This window comes from Albimonas donghaensis (assembly GCF_900106695.1).
GTDB classification, from domain to species: Bacteria; Pseudomonadota; Alphaproteobacteria; order Rhodobacterales; family Rhodobacteraceae; genus Albimonas; species Albimonas donghaensis.
The window spans coordinates 282458-300776 of record NZ_FNMZ01000002.1 but is presented as its reverse complement, the minus strand read 5'-3'; the positions used below and the strand labels follow the sequence as shown (position 1 = coordinate 300776).

15 protein-coding genes are annotated in these 18319 nt (G+C 71.8%); 3 read left to right on the top strand and 12 right to left on the bottom strand.

Annotation, left to right across the window (positions count from 1 at the left end):
* Nucleotides 1–41 precede the first annotated feature (41 nt).
* The 10 genes from BLV24_RS07285 to BLV24_RS07240 all read right to left on the bottom strand — a co-directional run bounded on the left by BLV24_RS07285 (nucleotide 42) and on the right by BLV24_RS07240 (nucleotide 13141).
* On the bottom strand, nucleotides 42–1946 hold the full coding sequence (locus BLV24_RS07285) for an SLC13 family permease (protein ID WP_092680518.1): 1905 nt from the start codon (nucleotides 1944–1946) through the stop codon (nucleotides 42–44).
* A 216-nt stretch (nucleotides 1947–2162) separates the two neighbouring features.
* Nucleotides 2163–2642 carry a P-loop NTPase family protein gene (locus tag BLV24_RS07280; protein WP_143040248.1) on the bottom strand — a complete coding sequence of 160 codons (480 nt, stop codon included), beginning with the start codon at nucleotides 2640–2642 and terminating at the stop codon, nucleotides 2163–2165.
* A 540-nt stretch (nucleotides 2643–3182) separates the two neighbouring features.
* Complete coding sequence (locus BLV24_RS07275; RefSeq protein WP_092680516.1) at nucleotides 3183–4352, bottom strand: M20 aminoacylase family protein; 1170 nt, start codon at nucleotides 4350–4352, stop codon at nucleotides 3183–3185.
* A gap of 10 nt (nucleotides 4353–4362) precedes the next feature.
* On the bottom strand, nucleotides 4363–4842 hold the full coding sequence (locus BLV24_RS07270) for an L-2-amino-thiazoline-4-carboxylic acid hydrolase (protein ID WP_092680515.1): 480 nt from the start codon (nucleotides 4840–4842) through the stop codon (nucleotides 4363–4365).
* Nucleotides 4843–4928: 86 nt separating this feature from the next.
* On the bottom strand, nucleotides 4929–6236 hold the full coding sequence (locus BLV24_RS07265; protein WP_092680514.1) for an NAD(P)/FAD-dependent oxidoreductase: 1308 nt from the start codon (nucleotides 6234–6236) through the stop codon (nucleotides 4929–4931).
* On the bottom strand, nucleotides 6233–7903 hold the full coding sequence (locus BLV24_RS07260) for an aminotransferase class V-fold PLP-dependent enzyme (protein ID WP_092680513.1): 1671 nt from the start codon (nucleotides 7901–7903) through the stop codon (nucleotides 6233–6235). Before BLV24_RS07260 ends, BLV24_RS07265 begins: the two co-directional genes overlap by 4 nt.
* Nucleotides 7900–9555, bottom strand: coding sequence for an ABC transporter ATP-binding protein (locus BLV24_RS07255; RefSeq protein WP_092680512.1), 1656 nt, complete (start codon nucleotides 9553–9555; stop codon nucleotides 7900–7902). Before BLV24_RS07255 ends, BLV24_RS07260 begins: the two co-directional genes overlap by 4 nt.
* The gene (locus BLV24_RS07250; RefSeq protein WP_092680511.1) at nucleotides 9552–10433 is read right to left on the bottom strand and encodes an ABC transporter permease; all 882 of its coding nucleotides are present in this window, start codon (nucleotides 10431–10433) and stop codon (nucleotides 9552–9554) included. Before BLV24_RS07250 ends, BLV24_RS07255 begins: the two co-directional genes overlap by 4 nt.
* Nucleotides 10430–11404: an ABC transporter permease gene (locus tag BLV24_RS07245; protein WP_092680510.1), complete on the bottom strand. Its 975-nt coding sequence runs from the start codon at nucleotides 11402–11404 to the stop codon at nucleotides 10430–10432. The genes BLV24_RS07250 and BLV24_RS07245 overlap by 4 nt, the downstream gene beginning before the upstream one ends.
* A 132-nt stretch (nucleotides 11405–11536) precedes the next feature.
* Entirely contained in the window at nucleotides 11537–13141 is a 1605-nt protein-coding gene (locus BLV24_RS07240) for an ABC transporter substrate-binding protein (RefSeq protein WP_218133366.1), read from the bottom strand.
* A gap of 189 nt (nucleotides 13142–13330) precedes the next feature.
* On the opposite strand from BLV24_RS07240, the gene BLV24_RS07235 reads away from it, so the two are divergent.
* Genes BLV24_RS07235 through BLV24_RS07225 form a run of 3 tightly spaced genes read left to right on the top strand, consistent with a single transcriptional unit; the run spans nucleotide 13331 to nucleotide 15484 of the window.
* Nucleotides 13331–14059: an SDR family oxidoreductase gene (locus tag BLV24_RS07235; RefSeq protein WP_218133365.1), complete on the top strand. Its 729-nt coding sequence runs from the start codon at nucleotides 13331–13333 to the stop codon at nucleotides 14057–14059.
* 43 nt (nucleotides 14060–14102) lie between these two features.
* The gene (locus BLV24_RS07230; RefSeq protein WP_092680508.1) at nucleotides 14103–14975 is read left to right on the top strand and encodes a VOC family protein; all 873 of its coding nucleotides are present in this window, start codon (nucleotides 14103–14105) and stop codon (nucleotides 14973–14975) included.
* Entirely contained in the window at nucleotides 14972–15484 is a 513-nt protein-coding gene (locus BLV24_RS07225; protein WP_092680507.1) for an Lrp/AsnC family transcriptional regulator, read from the top strand. Before BLV24_RS07230 ends, BLV24_RS07225 begins: the two co-directional genes overlap by 4 nt.
* Nucleotides 15485–15506: 22 nt before the next feature.
* Here BLV24_RS07225 and BLV24_RS07220 read toward each other — a convergent pair whose 3' ends face one another.
* Both BLV24_RS07220 and tsaD read right to left on the bottom strand, forming a co-directional pair.
* Nucleotides 15507–16526 carry a bifunctional helix-turn-helix transcriptional regulator/GNAT family N-acetyltransferase gene (locus tag BLV24_RS07220; RefSeq protein ID WP_092680506.1) on the bottom strand — a complete coding sequence of 340 codons (1020 nt, stop codon included), beginning with the start codon at nucleotides 16524–16526 and terminating at the stop codon, nucleotides 15507–15509.
* Between the two features lie 177 nt (nucleotides 16527–16703).
* Nucleotides 16704–17852: a tRNA (adenosine(37)-N6)-threonylcarbamoyltransferase complex transferase subunit TsaD gene (gene tsaD / locus BLV24_RS07215; protein ID WP_092680505.1), complete on the bottom strand. Its 1149-nt coding sequence runs from the start codon at nucleotides 17850–17852 to the stop codon at nucleotides 16704–16706.
* Nucleotides 17853–18319: the final 467 nt, after the last annotated feature.

The following is an 18319-nucleotide window of genomic DNA, read 5'->3' as shown; positions in this document are numbered from 1 at the left end:
TGCGTGCGGGGGGGCTTGCGGTGCGGGGGCTGCGCCGCGGCTCAGAACGGCAGCAGCACCGGCACGAAGCCCACCGCCACGGCCATGGCGAGCAGGCTGATCGGGGCGCCCACCTTCACGAAATCCATGAACCGGTAGTCCCCCGGCCCCACCACCAGCATGTTCACCGGCGAGGCGACCGGGGTCATGAAGGCGGTGGACGCGGCCAGCGCCACGGTCATCGCGAACGGCGCGGGAGAGGCGCCGAGCCGCTCCGCCAGCTCCAGCGCCACCGGGGCCAGCAGGATGGCGGTGGCGGTGTTGGACATCACCAGGCTCAACCCCATGGTCAGCGCGAAGAGCAGCGCCAGCGTGCCCCGCGGCCCGGCCCCGGAGACCGCGGCGAGCAGGCCGTCCGCGGCCAGCGCGGCGCCGCCCGTCCGTTCCAGCGCCAGGGCGAAGGGCAGCATCCCGGCGATCAGCATCAGGCTGCGCCAGTGCAGCGAGCGGTAGGCGCCGTCCGCATCGATGCAGCCGGACATCCCCATGATGAGACAGCCGATCAGCGCGGCCTCCACATTGCCGGTCCAGCCGGTGACCATCAGCACGATCATGGTCGCGAGCGCCGCCAACGCCCAGGGCGCGCGCGGACCGGCGGGGGCCACATCGGCGAGTTCCGCCGGAAGGGCCAGCGGGATCAGCTCTCCGGCGCGGGCGCCGGCGGGGCCTCCGGCGCCGGCCAGCGCACGGATGGCGCGCCAGGGGCCGGCGACCAGCAGGGTGTCGCCGGGTTGCAGCGGTTCCTCGGGGGCGACGGCGGCGGCGGGCGCCCGGCCATGGCGCAGGCCGATCACCGACAGGCCGAAGCGGGTGCGGAAACGGCTCGCCACCGGGCTCTTGCCGATCAGGCCGCTGTCGGGGGCGACCAGGATTTCGGCCATGCCCACGCCCCGCGCCAGCGTCCCCAGCCATCCCGGCGGAGGCGGGGCGGAGACGAGGCCGAGCCGGGAGGCGTGCCGCTCGATCTCCTCCAGCGCCGTCGCGCCGGGGCCGGTGGCGGCGATCAGCAGCAGGTCGCCGGGGTCGAGCAGCGTCTCGGGCCGCGGCGACACCACCTGCCGGGCGAAGCGGCCGGCCTTCCGCTCGACCGCCAGCAGGGTCAGCCCTTCGGAGGCGTGCAGGCCGAGTTCGGACAGCGGCCGACCGGCGGCGGCGTCCAGGGGAACCTCCAGTATCCTGAGCCGGCCCTCGAGCCCGTAGGTCTCCGCCCAGGCGGCGAGGCCGGGGGGGGAGGCGGGGCCGGGGGCGGGGTCGGGCCCGGGGGCGGGGTCGGGCCCGCGTCCGGCCGGCGCGCGCTCCGGGCGATCCAGCAGGCGGCGGGCGACGAGCATCCAGGCCACGGCGCCCAGCAGCACCGGAACCCCGAACGGGGTGAAATCGAAAAAGCCGAACCCGTCCAGCCCGTGCCGGATCATCTCGCCATGCACCACGAGATTGGCGGGCGTGCCGACCAGCGCCATCATCCCCGAGATCAGCGCCCCGACCGAGAGCGGCATCAGCAGCCGTCGGGGCGACACCCCGGCGCCGCGGGCCATGCGCAGGGCGACGGGGATCAGGATGGCGACCACGGCGGTCGACGACATCACCGCCCCCATAAGGGCCGCGGCGACCATCATCAGCGCGATCAGCCGGCCCTCCGAGCGCCCGGCGCGGGCCACCAGCAGGTCTCCCAGACGGGCGGCGACTCCGGTGCGGGCCAGGCCCTCGCCGATGACGAAAAGGGCGGCGATCATCACCACCGAAGGGTCGGAGAAGCCCCCCAGCGCCTCGCGCGCCGTGATCACGCCCGAGAGCGGCAGGGCCAGCAGCATCAGGAATCCGACGATGTCCATGCGCGGGCGGTTGAGCACGAACATGGCCGAGGCGGCGGCGAGCAGGCCGAGGACGATGGCGAGGTCCGGGGACATCGGCGGGCTCCGGGAATGGGCGGGCGGGATGGGCCCAACGCTGTCATGCGGGGCGGCGCCGCGCCATGCGCGGGAGGTCGCGGGGGCGCGCCGTCCGGGCCTCGTCGCCTGACGGCGACATCGTCCCGCCCGCCGTCCCCCCGGTCGCAGGTTTCGGGGGGAGGGCGATGCGGAGGCGGGGGAGGGCGGAGGTGTGGGATGCGGGGGGGGGGCGGTTCAGGCGGTGGGATCCGGCCGCGTCTCGATCCCGTGCAGGAAGCAGGCATGGAGAAACAGGGAGAGGTCCAGCGGATTGAGGCGGCGCAGGTCGCAGCGGTCGGGGACGGGTTTGCGGACGGCATCGAAGGCAGGGCCCACCTGTGCGAGGCGGACGAGGACCAGCCCCCGGCGGGCGGCGGGATCCGGCCGCGCCTCGGCCTGCGCGGCGAGGGGCGGTTTCGAGCGGTCCTGGTCCAGCGCCTGCAGGTAGTCCATCACGGCCACCTCGCCGGGGCGGGCGTCGGACAGGCGGGCGGCGATGGTCCGGGCGCTGATGTCGTCGTCGGCCTCGATGCCCGGATGCGGGGCGAGGCTTTCGACCGGGGCGGCGATCCCGGCGAAACGGCGGGCGGTCTCCTGCGCGGTCCAGTCGAGGGTGAAAAAGCGCGCGCCCCGTCCCTGCCGCGCGGCCTCGGCGAGCAGGGCGAGGGCCAGCATGGTCTTGTCCCTGTCCTGACCGGGCTGCGAGCCGCGCGGGTTCCTCCGGGCGCAGGGCGGCCAGGGGGCGCGCGGCCGCAAGAGGAGGGGCAGGGCGATGGGGGGCGCGGCGCCATGTCGGGCGGCGAGCAGGGTCCAGCTTCGGAACCCCTCGGCCAGCGCCACCCGGTCCAGCGCGGCGCGCCGGTCCGCCGGGAGATCATCCGGGCGCGGCGCTTGAGGGCATGGATCGGGGCGGAAAGACTGGGCGACATGAGAGGCCTCCCGTCGCGCGCGACGGACGCGGTCCCTGCTTCCACCCCTGCTTCCGAGCTGCGCGGACGACTGGCGGTCCGAGGCGAACGCCCTGCGCGCGATAGCGCTTTCCCGGCGAAGGGGGGGAGGCCTGGGGAGCTGGGCGGGCCCGCGCCCGACCCTGCCGCCGACGCCCGCGCCGGGCCACGGAAAGGGGGGCCACGGGAAGGGGGGCGACGAAAAGGGGGGCGACGAAAAGGGGGCGGCCGAAACCGCCCCCTCCCCGAAATCGCGTCCCGAAAGACCTCAGTCCAGCGGCAGGCGCTGGCGGACCAGCGTGGTCCAGTAGGAGCAGCCCCAGGACATCGCCTCGTCGTTGAAGTCGTATTTCGGGTGATGCAGCCCGGCGCTCGGGCCATTGCCGACGAAGATCATCGCGCCCGGCACCTCGTTGAGCATGAACGAGAAATCCTCGCCGCCCATGGCCGGGGACCAGCTCTGGTCCACGCGTTCCTCGCCCGAAACCTCGATGGCCGCGGCCGCCGCGCGCTCGGCCCCGATTTCGGCGTTCACGGTCACCGGATACATGCGGATGTAGTCCAGCGTGGCCTTCGCGTCATAGGCGTCGGCGACGCCCTGAACGGCCTTGGCGATGCGGGTCTCGACCATGTCGCGCACGCCTTCGTCCAGCGTCCGCACCGTGCCGGTCATGGTGATCGCCTGCGGGATCACGTTGAACGCATCCCCGCCATGGATCGTGGTGATCGAGATCACCGCCGATTTCAGCGGATCGAGATTGCGCGACACGATCGACTGCAAAGCCTGGATCAGCGCCGAGGTCGGCATCAGCGGGTCGACGGTGTTGTGCGGGAAGGCCGCGTGGCCGCCCACGCCCTCGATCGTGATGCGCACCTCGTCGACCGAGCCCATGAGCGGCCCGGCGCAGACCCCGAACTCGCCCAGCGGCAGGTCGGGCTTGTTATGCATCCCGTAGACCTCGTCCAGCGGCCAGCGGGTCAGCATCCCGTCGTCGATCATCGCCTTGGCGCCGGCCCCGCCTTCCTCGGCGGGCTGGAAGATCACCAGAACGGTCCCGTCGAAGGCCCGGCTCTCGGCCAGCTGCTTCGCGGCGCCCAGCAGCATGGTGGTGTGGCCGTCATGGCCGCAGGCATGCATCTTGCCGGGCACGGTCGAGGCCCATTCGGCCCCGGTCTCCTCCATGATCGGCAGGGCGTCCATGTCGGCGCGCAGGCCGATGGCCCGGCCGGACCTGTTGGACTGCCCGCGGATCACGCCCACCACGCCGGTGCGCCCGATCCCCTCCACCACCTCGTCCACGCCGGCGTCGCGCAGGGCCGCGGCGACCTTGGCGGCGGTGGCGTGCACGTCATAGAGCAGCTCGGGGTTGCGGTGCAGGTCGCGACGGAATTCGGTCAGCTCGGGCAGCGATTTCGCCACCCAGTTCTCGACGGCCATGGGGTTCCTCTCAGGACTGTTCGGATTCCGGTTCCATGCGGTAGCGGAAGTCGCAATGACTGGCGCCCTTCATGATGGTCTGGGTGCGGGTCAGCTTCATGTTCGGGTTGTAGCCGATGCAGAAGTCGCCATCGCGGTTGCACGACAGCAGGTGCCCGATGTCGCCGAGCCCCATCTCCTTGTACATCTCGGAGTAGCGGCAGCGCACGACGTTGAAGTCCAGATGCTCTTCGTCGGAGCGCACGGGCTCGATCCGCAGCGCGTCCTCCTTCTGCCACAGCGGCATGATGTCGGCGAAGTCCTTGAGGCTGGGCGCGTGGCCGAGCGCCTCGGCGAAGCCCTTGCCGTGCTCGATGGCCGAGGCGCTGACGGCCTCGCCGATCAGGGCCTTGGCCTCGTCCTCGCCATACTTGGCCTTGGCGGTCTCGTAGACGTGCTTGAGCACCAGCGCCTCGATGCGGCGGCGTTCCAGGATGGGCATGTCGGTCATGGTGTTCCTCCCTTGGCCGGGACTGGGTGGCCGGCGGTCAGTCGAACGTGGGGTGCGCAGGGTATCAGGGTATCAGGCGGAGGGCGTCAGTCGAGCTTCGGCTCCACATGGTCCTTGCGGCGCATCCAGGCGAGGTAATAGGGCGCGATCCGGCGCCCGATCTCATGGAAGGGCAGGGGCCTGGGCTCGGAGACGGGCAGGGCCAGTTCGCGCTCCGGCGTCCCGGCCACCGCGGCGGCGATCTCGCGCCCCATGGAGACCGAGAGCGCGACGCCGCGCCCGTTGCAGCCGATCCAGGCCCAGCCGTCGGGGCCGAGCTTGTGGACCCGCGGGTAGCGGTCCCAGGTCATGCCGATATAGCCGTTCCAGACATGGGTCATCTTCGGCGCGCCCATGTCGGGGAAGGCCTCGGCCATGCGTTTCGCGGCGGTCGCCTTGACGCGTTCGCCGGCGTTCCACGGGCCGATGACGGCGCCGCCGGTGATCAGGCGGTTGCGGGCGTCGTAGCGGAAAAAGCGCAGGTCGCCGCGGGTGTCCGACACCGCCTGGCGGCCCGGCAGGATCTTGGCGCGCAGGTTGTCGCCCAGCGGCTCGGTCGCCATCTGCCAGGACAGGACGGGCACCACGGTGCGCGACAGCTTCGGCGCCAGGTTGGCGGTGATGTGGTCGGTATAGGCGTTGGTGGCCAGCACCAGGGCGCGGGCCTTCACCTCTCCGTCCGGGGTCTTCACCCGCCAGAAATCGCCCTCGCGCTTCCATTCGGTGACGGGGCTGTCCTCATGAATCACGGCGCCGTGGCGCTCGGCCGCCAGCGCCAGCCCGCGGGCGAGGCCCAGCGGATTGATGTGGCCGCCGGTGGGGTTGTACATGCCGCCATACCAGAAATCGGTGCCCAGCAGGTCGGTCGCGGCCTTGCGGTCCAGCATCTCGGCGGGAAAGCCGTGGCGGTTCCACGCCGCCACCCGCTTTTCCGACAGGCGGATGCGGCCGGGGGAATGGGCGGGCTGGAACCAGCCGGACTGCTCGGCCTCGGCGATCTCCATGATCCCCTCTTCGCGGGCGACCTGGAACAGGTAGTCGGCCGAGCCCCCGACCAGCTTCGCCAGCCGGGCGCCGGCGTCGCCGTATTTGGCGACCATGCCGTCGGGCTCGGCGGCGGTCAGGGTGGGGATCACCTGGCCGTTGTTGCGCCCCGAGGCGCCCCAGCCGACGGCGTTCGCCTCCAGCACCACGACGCCGAGCCCCCGGCGCGCCAGATGCAGCGCGGTCGAGAGGCCCGAGAACCCGGCTCCGATGACCACCGCATCCGCTTCGACCACGTCCCGCAGCTTCGGCGCGGGGGCGCGGGCGGCGGCGGAGGCGGCCCACATGGAGGGCGGGAAGGGGGCGGTCATGCGCGGTCTCCGGTTTCGGCGCCTTCGGGGGCGGCGAAGGGCGTCTCATGGGGCATCCAGAACCAGCGCAGGGCCTCGGTCTCCGGGTCGAAGGGGGTTTCGCCGGGGGCGGCGGGCTCGGCGGCGTCGGCGATGCGCGCGGCCTCCGCCAGGCAGTCGGCGAAGCTCGGCGGGATCGCCTCGGCGGCGGGCGGCGCGGCCCAGAGATCGGCGAGGCTCGCCGGCCCCGTCGCTTCCGGCGCGCGCCCATGCGCCCGCCAGACCCCGCCCCGCGCGTCGAGTTCGTAAAGCGGCAGCAGGTCCAGCCCGCGGGCGGCGACGAAGGCCGCCGCCTGGGCGATGTAGTCCACCACCTCCTCGGCGAAGAAGTAGTTCACCCCCAGCCGCGCCCAGCCCGGCCGGAACGCCGACAGCCCGCGGGCCACGGCGCGCTCATGCGCCTCCGCCCCCGCCGCGTCGATGCCCAGCAGGGCGTGCCCGTAGGGCCCGGCGCAGGAACAGCCGCCGCGGGTCTGCAAGCCGAACAGGTCATTGAGCAGCGCCACAACGTAATTGTGGTGCAGAAGCCGTCCCCGCACCCGGATGTTGAAGGAGAAGATGCCCAGCCGCTCCGCCTCCGCCGGGCCCAGCAGCTCCATGCCGGGGATGGCGCGCAGGCGGGCCTCCAGCCGGGCGGCGAGCGCGGCCTCGCGGGCCTCGATCTCCTCCGCCCCGATCTCGGTCTTGAGCAGCAGCACCAGGCCTGCGCGGATGTTGTCGACGATGGCCGGGGTGCCGGCCTCCTCCCGCCGTTCGGGGTCGGAGACATAGGTCCGCCCGGTCTCGGTGACATAGGAGACGGTGCCGCCGCCGGGCACGGTGGGAATGGCGCAGTCGAGCATGTCGCGATCCGCCACCAGCACGCCGGAGGCGCCGGGCCCGCCGGGGAACTTGTGGGGCGACAGGAAGGCCGCGTCGATACGGTCCTCGGCCCCGGTCCCCGCCATGCGGATCGGGATATAGGGCCCGCCGCCGGCGAAATCGCACACGAAGCGCCCGCCATGTGCGTGCATCAGCCGGGCGATGGCGGCGACGTCGGTGCGCACCCCGGTGACGTTGGAGGCCGCCGAGAACGCGCCGATCAGCCGCCCCGGCCCATCGGCGCTCCCGGCGTCGGGGCCCCCGGCGGAGTTCACCGCCGCCAGCTCCCGCGCCAGCGTCTCCAGGCAGATGCCGCCGCGGGCGTTCAGCGGAATGCGCACCAGCCGCGCCCCGCATTCGCGCCAGGGCAGGTCGTTGGAGTGGTGCTCATAGGGGCCGACGAAGACCGTGTCCCCCGGCCCCAGCGCCAGCGCGCGCACCAGCTTGTCCGACGCCGCCGTGGCGCCCGACCCGGTGAAGATCACCGCATGGCCGTCATCCGCGCCGACGCCGCGCCGCACCGCCTCGCGCGCCATTTCGCGCAGGCGGGTGGTCTGGCGGCCGGTGTAGGAGGTTTCGGTATGGGTGTTGCCGTAGGAGGGCAGCACATGGGCGCGGATCGCGTCCTCGATGAAGCCCAGCGCGCGGCCGGAGGCCACGTAGTCGGCATAGACCAGCGGCCGCGGCCCGAAGGGGCCGGGGATCGCGGCGCCGTCGCCGATCACCTGGGCGCGGACGTCCTCGATGGTGGGGCGGAAGGGTTTCATGCGGCGTCGTCCTTAAGCACCGGCGGAACCCAGTCCCGGCCGGGAATCGAGGAAAGCAGTTTGCGGGTGTAGGGATGGGCGGGGGCGGCGAAGATCTCGGCCACGGTCCCCATCTCCACGATCTTGCCCTTCTCCATCACCGCCACGCGATCGCAGAGCTGGGCGGCGACGCGCAGGTCATGGGTGACGAAGAGCAGCGACAGGTCCAGCCGTTCGCGCAGGTCGGCGAGCAGCCGCAGCACCTGCGCCTGCACGGAGACGTCGAGCGCGGAGACAGGCTCGTCCGCCACGATCACCTTGGGCTCCATCGCCAGCGCGCGGGCGATGCCGATGCGCTGGCGCTGCCCGCCGGAGAACTCGTGCGGATAACGCTCGGCCGCGGCGGGGGACAGTTCCACCAGCGCCAGCAGCTCGCGCGCCTTCTCGCGGGCCTTGCCGGGGTTCATGCCGTGCACGATGGGGCCCTGCGCGATCAGGTCCACCACCCGCTTGCGCGGGTTGAGCGAGGCCATGGGGTCCTGGAACACCATCTGGATCTCGGCGCGCATGGCCCGCAGGGTCCGGGCGTCGGCGTTCAGGATGTCCCGCCCGTCCAGCTCGGCGCGGCCGCCGTCGGCTTCCAGCAGCCGGGTCACGCAGCGGGAGACGGTGGTCTTGCCCGAGCCGCTCTCGCCCACCACGCCCAGCGTCTCGCCCCGGCGGATGTCGAAGGAGACATGGTCCACCGCCGCCACCGCCTTGCGCTTGCCGGTGAACATGCCGCCGCGGGCCTTGAAGGTCTTGAGCATCCCCTCGGCCTTCAGCACCACCGGCGCGTCGGAGAAATCGCGCGGGGCGGGGGGGCGCAGGTCGGGGACGGCGGCGATCAGGGCGCGGGTATAGGGGTGCCGGGGGCGGTTCAGCACGTCGTCCGCCGGCCCGTGCTCCACCAGTTCGCCCTGGCGCAGGACGGCCACCTTGTCGGCGATCTCCGCCACCACGCCGAAATCATGGGTGATGAACAGGATGCCCGAGCCCTGGGAGGCCTGAAGCTCCCGGATCAGGCGCAGGATCTGCAACTGGGTGGTGACGTCGAGCGCGGTGGTCGGCTCGTCCGCGATCACCAGCCGGGGCGACATGGCCAGCGCCATGGCGATCATCACCCGCTGCCGCTGCCCGCCCGAGACCTGGTGCGGATAGGCGTTGAAGGCGCTGTCCGGGTCGGGGATATGCACGTCGCGCAGCATCTCCAGCGCACGCGCCTTGCGCGCCTTGGCGCCCATGTCGGTATGCAGCCGCAACACCTCGTCGATCTGCCAGCCCACGGTCTTCTGCGGGTTCAGCGCCGTCATCGGCTCCTGAAAGATCATCGCCATGCGGTCGCCGCGCAGCCCGCGCATCTGCGCCTCGGTCAGCGTCGACAGGTCCTGTCCGTCGAACTTCACCGACCCGCCGGACATGCGCACCAGCGGCTCGGGCAGCAGGCGCATCACGGCGCCGGCCGCGAGGCTCTTGCCCGATCCGCTCTCGCCCACGAGACAGACGATCTCGCCGGGGTTCACGGTCAGGTTCAGCCCGTCCAGCGCGTAGGGCCGGTCGGCCCCCTTGGGCAGGGAGACGCGGAGGTTCTCGATTTCGAGGATGGGGGTGGGGGTGTCTGCCACGTCGCTCATCCCTTCTTCTGCCGGGGGTTCAGGGCCTCGTTCAGGCCCTCGCCCAGAAGCGAGAAGCTCAGCACGGTCAGCACGATGGCGATGCCGGGGATGGCGGCCACGAACCACTCGACCCGCAGCACGGACCGGCCCTGGCCGATCATGTTGCCCCAGCTCGCGTAGTTGGGATCGCCCAGCCCGAGGAAGGCCAGCGCGCTCTCCAGCAGGATCGCCAGCGCCATGATGACCGAGGCGTAGACCACGACCGGGGGCAGGGCGTTGGGCAGGATCTCCTTGAAGATGATGGCCATGTCGCCGACGCCCAGATTGCGCACCGCCTCGATGAACTCGCGCCGGCGCAGCGACATGAACTCGGCGCGCGCCAGGCGGGCGGGGGCGGTCCAGGACACGATGCCGATGGCCAGCACGATGTTCTCGATGCTGCTGCCCAGGATCGCCACCAGCGTCAGCAGCAGCACGAAGTTGGGCACGGTCTGGAAGGCCTCGGTCACGCGCATCAGCACGTCGTCGACCCAGCCGCCGAAATAGCCCGCGATCGCCCCGATCACCACGCCGATGGCGATGGAGATCAGCGTGGCGACCACCCCGATCATCAGGCTGATGCGGGCGCCGTGGAAGATCCCCGCGAGGATGTCGCGGCCCAGCTGGTCGGTGCCCAGCGGCGTCGCCCAGTCCTGGAAGGGCCAGATCAACGGCTCGCCGGCGCGGCGCAGCGGGTCCACGGGTTCGTAGAGGCCCGCGGTCAGGGCCAGCAGGACGATCACGCCCAGCAGGAACAGGCCCAGCACGGCGGCCTTGTTGCGACGGTAACGGCGCCAGAACACGAGGGCGCGGGACGGCTCCTCGGGCGGCAGGGCGGAGGCTTCGGCGAGGCTCATGCGAGTTCGATCCGGCTGTCGAGACGGGCGTAGAGAAGGTCGGTCAGGAAGTTGACCGCCACCACCACGACCGAGCTCATGAAGATGATGCCCATGAGGGTGTTGAGGTCGCGCTGCACGACCGACTGGTAGGCGAGCGACCCGAGGCCGGGCAGGGAGAACACCGACTCCACCACCACCGAGCCGCCGAGCAGCGTCGAGAATTGCAGGCCGAGCAGCGTGATCACCGGCAGCAGCGCGTTGCGCATGATGTGGTGGAACATCAGCCGCGCCTCGCCCGCGCCCTTGGCCCGCGCGGTGCGCACATAGTCCAGCTCGGCCACCTCCAGCACGGAGGCGCGCATCAGGCGCAGGTAGAAGGCGAGATAGATCAGCGACAGCGCCGCGGTCGGCATCACCAGGTGAAGGGCCACGTCCCAGACATGTTTCCAGCCGGTGTAGAAGCCCGCCACGGTCTTGATCCCGCCGACCGGCAGCCAGCCCAGCTTCACCGAGAAGACGACGATCATCATCAGGCTCAGGAAGAAGGAGGGGGTCGCGTAGAACACCAGCCCGAGGGTCGAGATCACGTTGTCGGTGGTCGAATAGGCCTTCCGCGCGGCGATCGCGCCAAGCCCGACGCCGAAGGTGAAGGCGAAGAACAGGGACGCGGCCATCAGCATCAGGGTCGTGCCGATCCGTTCCATCAGCACCACCGAGACCGGCTGCTCGTAGACGAAGGACCAGCCGAAATCGAACTGCAGGAACTTGATCATGTAGCGCCACAGCTGGACCCAGATCGGCTGGTCCAGCCCGTATTCGGCGCGCAGCCGCGCGATGAACTGGGCGTCGGCCCCGCCCATGTCGCCCACCAGCGCGTCCACCGTGTCGCCGGGCGCGAGCTTCAGCAGCAGGAAGGCGCCGATCATGATCAGGATGATCACCGGAACGGCCTGGAGCGCGCGTCGCAGCGCGTAGATCAGAATGGGCATCGGGCTTTGTGGTCCTCGGGTCGCGCCGGCGCCGGGGCGCGGGGCGGCGCAGGGGCGGCGCAGGTCGGTCGCGCGGGGGATCCGCGCAGGGGGAGGGCGGCGGCCGGGACCCCCCGGCCGCCGCCCGTCAGATCACTGGTCGAGCCAGAGGTCGTACCAGCTCGAAGAGTTCCACCGCGGGGTGTTGTGGTGGTTGATCAGCTTCTTGCTGGTGACCGAGATGAAGGGATGCTCGATCGCGAAGATCACCGGCAGCTCGGCCATCGAGATGCGCTGCAGCTCGTGATACATCTCCGCCCGCTTCTCCGGGTCCAGCTCCGAGGCGGCGGCGTCGATCATCGCGTCGACCTCATCGGACTGCCAGCCGAACTGGTTGGTCCAGGGCGTGCCGTTCGGCGAGCCCGAGCGCAGCCACACCATCGTCGACACCGCCGGGTCCGCCCGGAACTGGTGCCAGCCGTTGGCGGTGTCGAAGTCGTGGTCCCGGTAGACGCCGGTCAGGAAGCCCGGGGCGTCGTTGGTCAGGATCTCGACGTCGATGCCGACCTTCTTGAGGCTCTGCGCGTAGAACTCGGCCCAGAGCTGGGTGTACTCGCCCCAGGGCGCCGGGCGGTGACGCAGCTTGAAGCGCACGCCGTCGTCGCCCGCGGGGTAGCCGGCCTCGTCGAGCATGGCCTTGGCCTTCTCGATGTCGAACGGATAGGTCGGCACGTCGTCGGTGTAGTTGGCGCCGCCCGTCGAGGGCACCGGACCCCGGCCCGGCTTGGCGTAGCCGCGCATGATGGTCTCGATCGCCGCGTCGATGTCCAGCGCGTGGTAGATCGCCTGGCGCACCTTCAGATCCGCGAGGATCGGGTTGCGGTGATTGAACTCGACGGTGGAGTGGGCGACGTTGTTCTCATAGCCCTTGGTGCCCACGTCGAAGCGGTCGTCTTCCGACAGACGCTCCACGTCGGCCATCGACACGCCGATGAAGCCGGATTCGTGGACCTCGCCGGCTTCCAGCGCCGCGGCGGCGGCGGAGCTGTCGGTGATGAACCGCCACACGATGCGGTCGAGATAGGGGTATTCCTCGCCGCGCCAGTAGTCGTCGTTGCGCTCGGCGATCACGTACTGGCCGCGCTGGTATTCGACGAACTTGAACGGGCCGGTGCCCACGGGGGCGGTGTTGTGCTCGTTCTTCAGGATGTCCGTGCCCTCATAGAGGTGCGCGGGCATCGGATGGCCGAGATCGGGCATGGCCGCGAGCATCAGGTCCATCGGCATCGGCTTGGAATACTTGAACACCGCGGTATGCGGGTCCGGGCAATCCACCGCCTCGAGGTTCTGCTGAAGCGTGGTCGAGTAGTTCAGCAGCTCCTTCCACATGTTCATGGCGGTGAAGGAGACGTCGTCGCAGGTGAAGTCCTCGCCGTCATGCCACTTCACGCCCTCGCGGAGCTTGAAGGTGATCTCCAGCCCGTCCTCGGAGGACGACCACTCGGTCGCCAGCACCGGCTCGTAGCCGTCATAGGACTTGTCGATCAGCGGCTCGACGATCTTGCCGGTGATGTAGTAGACGCCGGTGGAGGCGCGCAGCGCGGGGTTGAGAATGCGCTGCTCGCCCTTCATCTGGATGATGGCGGTGCCGCCGCGCTTGGGCTCCTGCGCGTCGGCGTCCACGGCGGCCGCGGTGACGGCGAACGCCGCCATCGCGCCGGCGAGAAGCGGGCCGAACCGCCCGGTAGAGATGTTCATGAGTCCCTCCTGTCGAACCTGTCGTGCGGGCGCCGCCATTCATCGGGAGCCGGCGCATCCTTGAGCGCTTGGATTCCGCGCCGCAACAAGGGTAGAGTCAACCTGATTTTTTCGCGACGCGGCATTTTTCCTGATGCAATCCCTACGCAAGGGGATCATCGTGGCATGAAACGCCACCGGAGGGCGAAGATGCAGAATGAAATTTCACAGTGGTCCGTGTGGATCACCGGCGCCGGCTCGGGGATCGGGCAGGCCATGGCCCGCGCCTTCGCGAACGCGGGATGCGCGGTGGCCCTCACCGGCCGCCAGGCCGCGCCGCTGGAGGCGCTGGGCGAGGAGATCGCGGCCGGGGGCGGCCGCGCCATGGTCCTGCCCTGCGATGTCATGGACCGCGAGGGCATGGCCGCCGCCGCTGCGCGCGTCGTCGAGGCGACCGGCCGGCTCGATATGCTATGCAACAATGCCGGACTCAACATCCCCCGCCGCACCTGGGCGGATATCGACTGGCCCGCCTGGGAGGCGGTGATCGACATCAACGTCAAAGGCGCGCTCAACGCCATCGCCGCGGCGCTGCCGACCATGCGCGCGCAGGGCTCGGGCGTGATCCTGCACACGTCCTCCTGGGCCGGGCGGTTTCCGGCGGCGGGCGGCGGGGTGCCCTACGGCGCCTCCAAGCACGCGCTGTCGGAACTGTCCGCCACCCTGAACGCCGAGGAAGGGGCGAACGGCATCCGCTCCTGCTCGCTCAACCCCGGCGGGGTGGCGACCCCGCTGATGACCCGCCGTCCCGGCTACACGCCCGAAATGGCCGCGACCATGATCCAGCCGGAGGATCTGGCCGACGCGGCCCTCTTCGTGGCCCGAATGAACCCCAACGTGGCGGTGCACGAAATCACGGTCGGGCCGGTGGCCCGCTGACCGTCCGTCCCCCAGTCAACGAACCCCTCAGGAGATCCCCCAGATGACCCACCCGGTGAAGGGCGTCGATCACGTCTTCCTCATGGTCAACGACCTCGACGAAAGCTGCGAGGCCTTCGAGCGTCTCGGCTTCACCATCTCGCCGCGCGGCATGCACTCGGCCCACAAGGGCGCGGCCAACCACACCATCATGTTCCCCAACGACTATTTCGAGCTGCTGGGCATGATCGCCGAGGTCCCCGGCAACGCCGACCGGCGCGAGATGCTCAAGCGCGAGGGCCAGGGCCTGCACGCCGTCGCCTGCCGCATCGACGACGCCCACGCGGCCAGGGAGGGGCTGGCGGCGCAGGGGATCGAGACCGAGGAGGTCGGCTCCTTCTCCCGCCCCGTGCCGCTGCCCGACGGGTCCGAGGGCATGGCCAGCTTCGACACGCTGAAGTTCCTGCCCCACGAATATCCGCTGGGCACTGTCTTCATGTGCCGCCACAAGACCCGCGACATGGTCTGGGTGCCCTCCTTGCTGGAGCATCCCAACGGCGCCCAGGGCATCGCCGGCGTGGTGGCGGGCTGCGACGATCCCGACGGGGCGGCGGCGGCCTTCGCGCGGCTCTTCGCCGGGGGCTCGATCCGCCATGTGGACGGCGGGGCCGTGGTCTCCACCGGGGTGGCGGACGGGCCGGCCTCGGCGCCGATCGAGGTCCTGACCCGCGAGGCGCTCGCCGCCGCCTATCCGGAGGTGGACTTCTCCCTCACGCCCAGGGGCGCCTTCGCGGTGCTGCGGGTCGACACGCCGGATCTCAAGCCGGTGCGCGCCATCTTCGACCAGCGCGGGATCCCCTTCATGGAGACCGCGCGGGGGCTGGCGGTCGGCCCGCGCGAGGCCTGCGGCTCGGTCGTGGAATTCGTCGGGGAATGAGCCAGTCCGGCAAGCCCCGGCGCGGCGGCGATCGCGCGGAAGGCCACGTCTTCGACGGGGTCGACCGCCGCATCCTCGACATCCTGCAACGGGAGGTCGACCGCCCGGTCACCTCCATCGCCGAGGAGGTGGGCCTGTCGCCCACCCCCTGCTGGCGGCGCATCAAGCGGCTGGAGGAGACCGGGGTGATCCGCGCCCGGGTGGCGCTGGTGGATCAGCGGCTGGCCAATGTGCCGATGACGGTGTTCATCTCGGTCAAGGTGCCCAGCCACGCCAAGACCTGGCTGGACGATTTCCGCGCCCTGATCGAGGCGATTCCGGAGATCACCGAGGCCTACCGGCTGACCGGCGACGTGGACTACATCCTCAAGGTCGTGGTGCCGGACATCGCCGCCTACGACCTGGTCTACAAGGCGATGATCGAGCGGATGGATTTCAGCCAGATCTCGTCCTCGATCTCGATGGAGGAGCTGAAATTCACCACCGCCCTGCCGGTGGACCACCTCTAGCCGGGGTCGGTTAGGGGGGCGGTTAGGCGGGGTCGGTTAGGGGGGCGGTCGCCGCGACGAGATCCAGCCGCCAGACCTCCTCCATCGTGCGGACGCCGAAACCCTCGTGCGGGGCCGAGGAAACCCGCGCGAAGCCCTCCGCGGCGTAGAGCGCGCGCGCCGCGGTCAGCATGTCATGGGTCCACAGGTCGAGACGCGGATAACCCAGGGCGCGGGCGGTCTCGATGCAGGTCGACACCAGTCGGCGGCCGAGGCCAAGACCGCGCGCCTCCGGCTCCACCAGCAGCATCCGAAGCTTTCCCGCCCGGCGGCGGGGCGGCGCGTCCGCCGGGGCGCCGTCCAGCGGGTCGCCGGGGACGAGGAACACCGCGCCCAGCCGGGTCTCGCCCCGCGCGGCGATCCAGCCGCGATGGGTCTCGGGGGCGGCGGTCTCGATGAAATCGGCGCTGATGCGCGCCACCAGCGCCTCGAAGGCCGCGGTCATTCCGAACTCGGCGGCGTAGAGCGCGCCGTGGCGGGAGACGACCCAGCCCATGTCTCCCGGCCCGGGCGCGCGCAGCCGGACCTTTTCTTCGGCGGTCGGTTCGGGGGCCGGACGGGCGGACGGGGCGAACCCGCGCTCCACCTGCGCCATCGCCGTCAGCAAACGGGTCCGATCGGCGGCGGAGAGCGGGGCCAGCCGGGCGCGGACCTCGGCGCGGGCGGCGTCCTCGAGCCCGGCGAGCTCGGCGGCGCCGGCCGGGGTCAGGCGCGCGATGCGGGCGCGGGCGTCGGCCGGGTCCGGGACGGCTTCGGCCAGCCCGGCCTCACGGAAGCGGCGCAGAATGCGGGCGAGATAGGCGGGGTCGAGCGCCAGCGCCTCGGCCAGCCGGGCGGCGCTGCGCGGAGGGGAGTGGCCGAGCTCCCACAGCACGCGGGCTTCCGCCAGGCTGCGGCCCGAGCCGAGCAGCGCGGCGTTCAGCGCCCCCGCCTGGGCGGTGGCGAAGCGGTTGAAGCGGCGGACCGCGTCGATCTCGGCGAGGCTTGGGGCGGGGTGGGTCATCCGGGCAAGGGGCGGGAATTAGAGGACGGAGTCAATCAAATTTATGGACGACGTCCTTTAAGTGACCTGGCTGGGCCCTTCTGGGCGCTCCCCCCCCCGCAATCGGGGAAGCGCGCGAGGACGGGAGGCGCCGCCGGCGATTCCCGTGACCAGCAATCAGAGATCAGGGATCAGGGATCAGGCGCGGGCGCCCTTGCGGCCGGAGCCGATCAGGGGCGCGGCCTCGCGGTCCAGCGGCCAGCGGGGGCGGGCGGGCAGGTCCATCGGGTCGGGCCCGTGGCGCAACAGCCGCTCGGCGCCCGCCCAGGCGATCATCGCGGCGTTGTCGGTGCACAGCGCCAGCGGCGGCGCCGACAAGCGCCAGCCGCGCGCCGCGCAGGCCGCGGTCAGCGCGGCGCGCAGGGGGGTGTTGGCCGCGACCCCTCCGGCTACTGCAAGCGTGGGAGCCTCCGTCCCCGCCGCGGCGAGGTCCGCGGCGTAATCCACCGCGAAGGCGTCCATGGCGCGCGCGGTCTTGATCGACAGCACCTCCGCCGTCGCCGCCTGGAACCCGGCGCACAGATCGGCGCGGTCCTGCGGCGTGATCCCGCCCTGCGCCTCCACCAGCCGGTCGCGGGCCCGCCGCAGCGCGGTCTTGAGGCCGGAGAACGACATCTCGCAGCCGGGCCGGTCCAGCAGCGGGCGGGGCAGGGCGAAACGGTAGGGGTCGCCGGTCTTCGCCGCCCGCTCCACCTCCGGCCCGCCCGGATAGCCGAGGCCGAGCAGCTTGGCGGTCTTGTCGAAGGCCTCGCCCGGGGCGTCGTCGATGGAGGTCCCCAGCCGCCGGAAACGCTCGGGCCCCAGCACCGCGAGGATCTGGCAATGCCCGCCGGAGACGAGCAGCAGCAGGTAGGGATAGGCCAGCCCCTCGGTCAGGCGGGGGGTGAGCGCGTGGCCGGCCAGATGGTTGACGCCGACGAAGGGCAGGCCCGCGCCCATGGCGATGCCCTTGCCGCACATCACGCCCGCCAGCACGCCGCCGATCAGGCCGGGACCGGCGGTCGCGGCCACCGCGTCGAGCGAGGCGAGCGGGGTCCCGGCCTCCTCCAGCGCGCGGAGGGCGGCGATGTCCAGGCGCTCGGCATGGGCGCGGGCGGCGATCTCGGGGACGACGCCGCCGAAGGCCGCGTGCAGGTCGGCCTGGCCGAAGACGACGGAGGACAGGATCTCGCCCGGCCCCTGGGGAACGCCGTCGCGCAGGCGCGCGCGGACCACGGCGGCGGCGGTCTCGTCGCAGCTGGACTCGAGGCCGAGCAGGGTGACGGCGTCGTGCGGGGCGGAGGGCATGGCGGGCGCGGGTCTCCGTTCGGGCGACTTGCGGGCGGGGTCGAGTGGGCGGGGTCGAGTGGGCGGGATCGAGTGGGCGGGGGCGTGGCGCCCGGCTAGCACCGGCCGGACGGGGAGGCAATCGCGCAGGCGTTGGCGCGGGGGGGGAGGGCCGGCGAGGGCGCCGCGCGACGACCGGCCCGAGGGCGGCGCCGGGGCGCCCGCGCGGCGGGGCGGCCGGGCGCCTGGCGAAGCCCGGGAAGGCGAGAGGGGGCGAGGGCCGGACATGCCTTCCCGGGCCGGGGGCGGGAGGCGCCGGCGTCCGGGAGAAACCGGCCCCGCCTCGTCGCGAAACCCCGCGCGAGGTCGGGCCGCGGCGGGGAACGGGGGCCGGGAACGGCGCGGCGCACGCCCTGCTGCGCGCCTTTCCGGTCCCGCCGACACGGCGGGCGCCGCCTGATGCTGCGGGCGCCGCCTGATACGGGGGG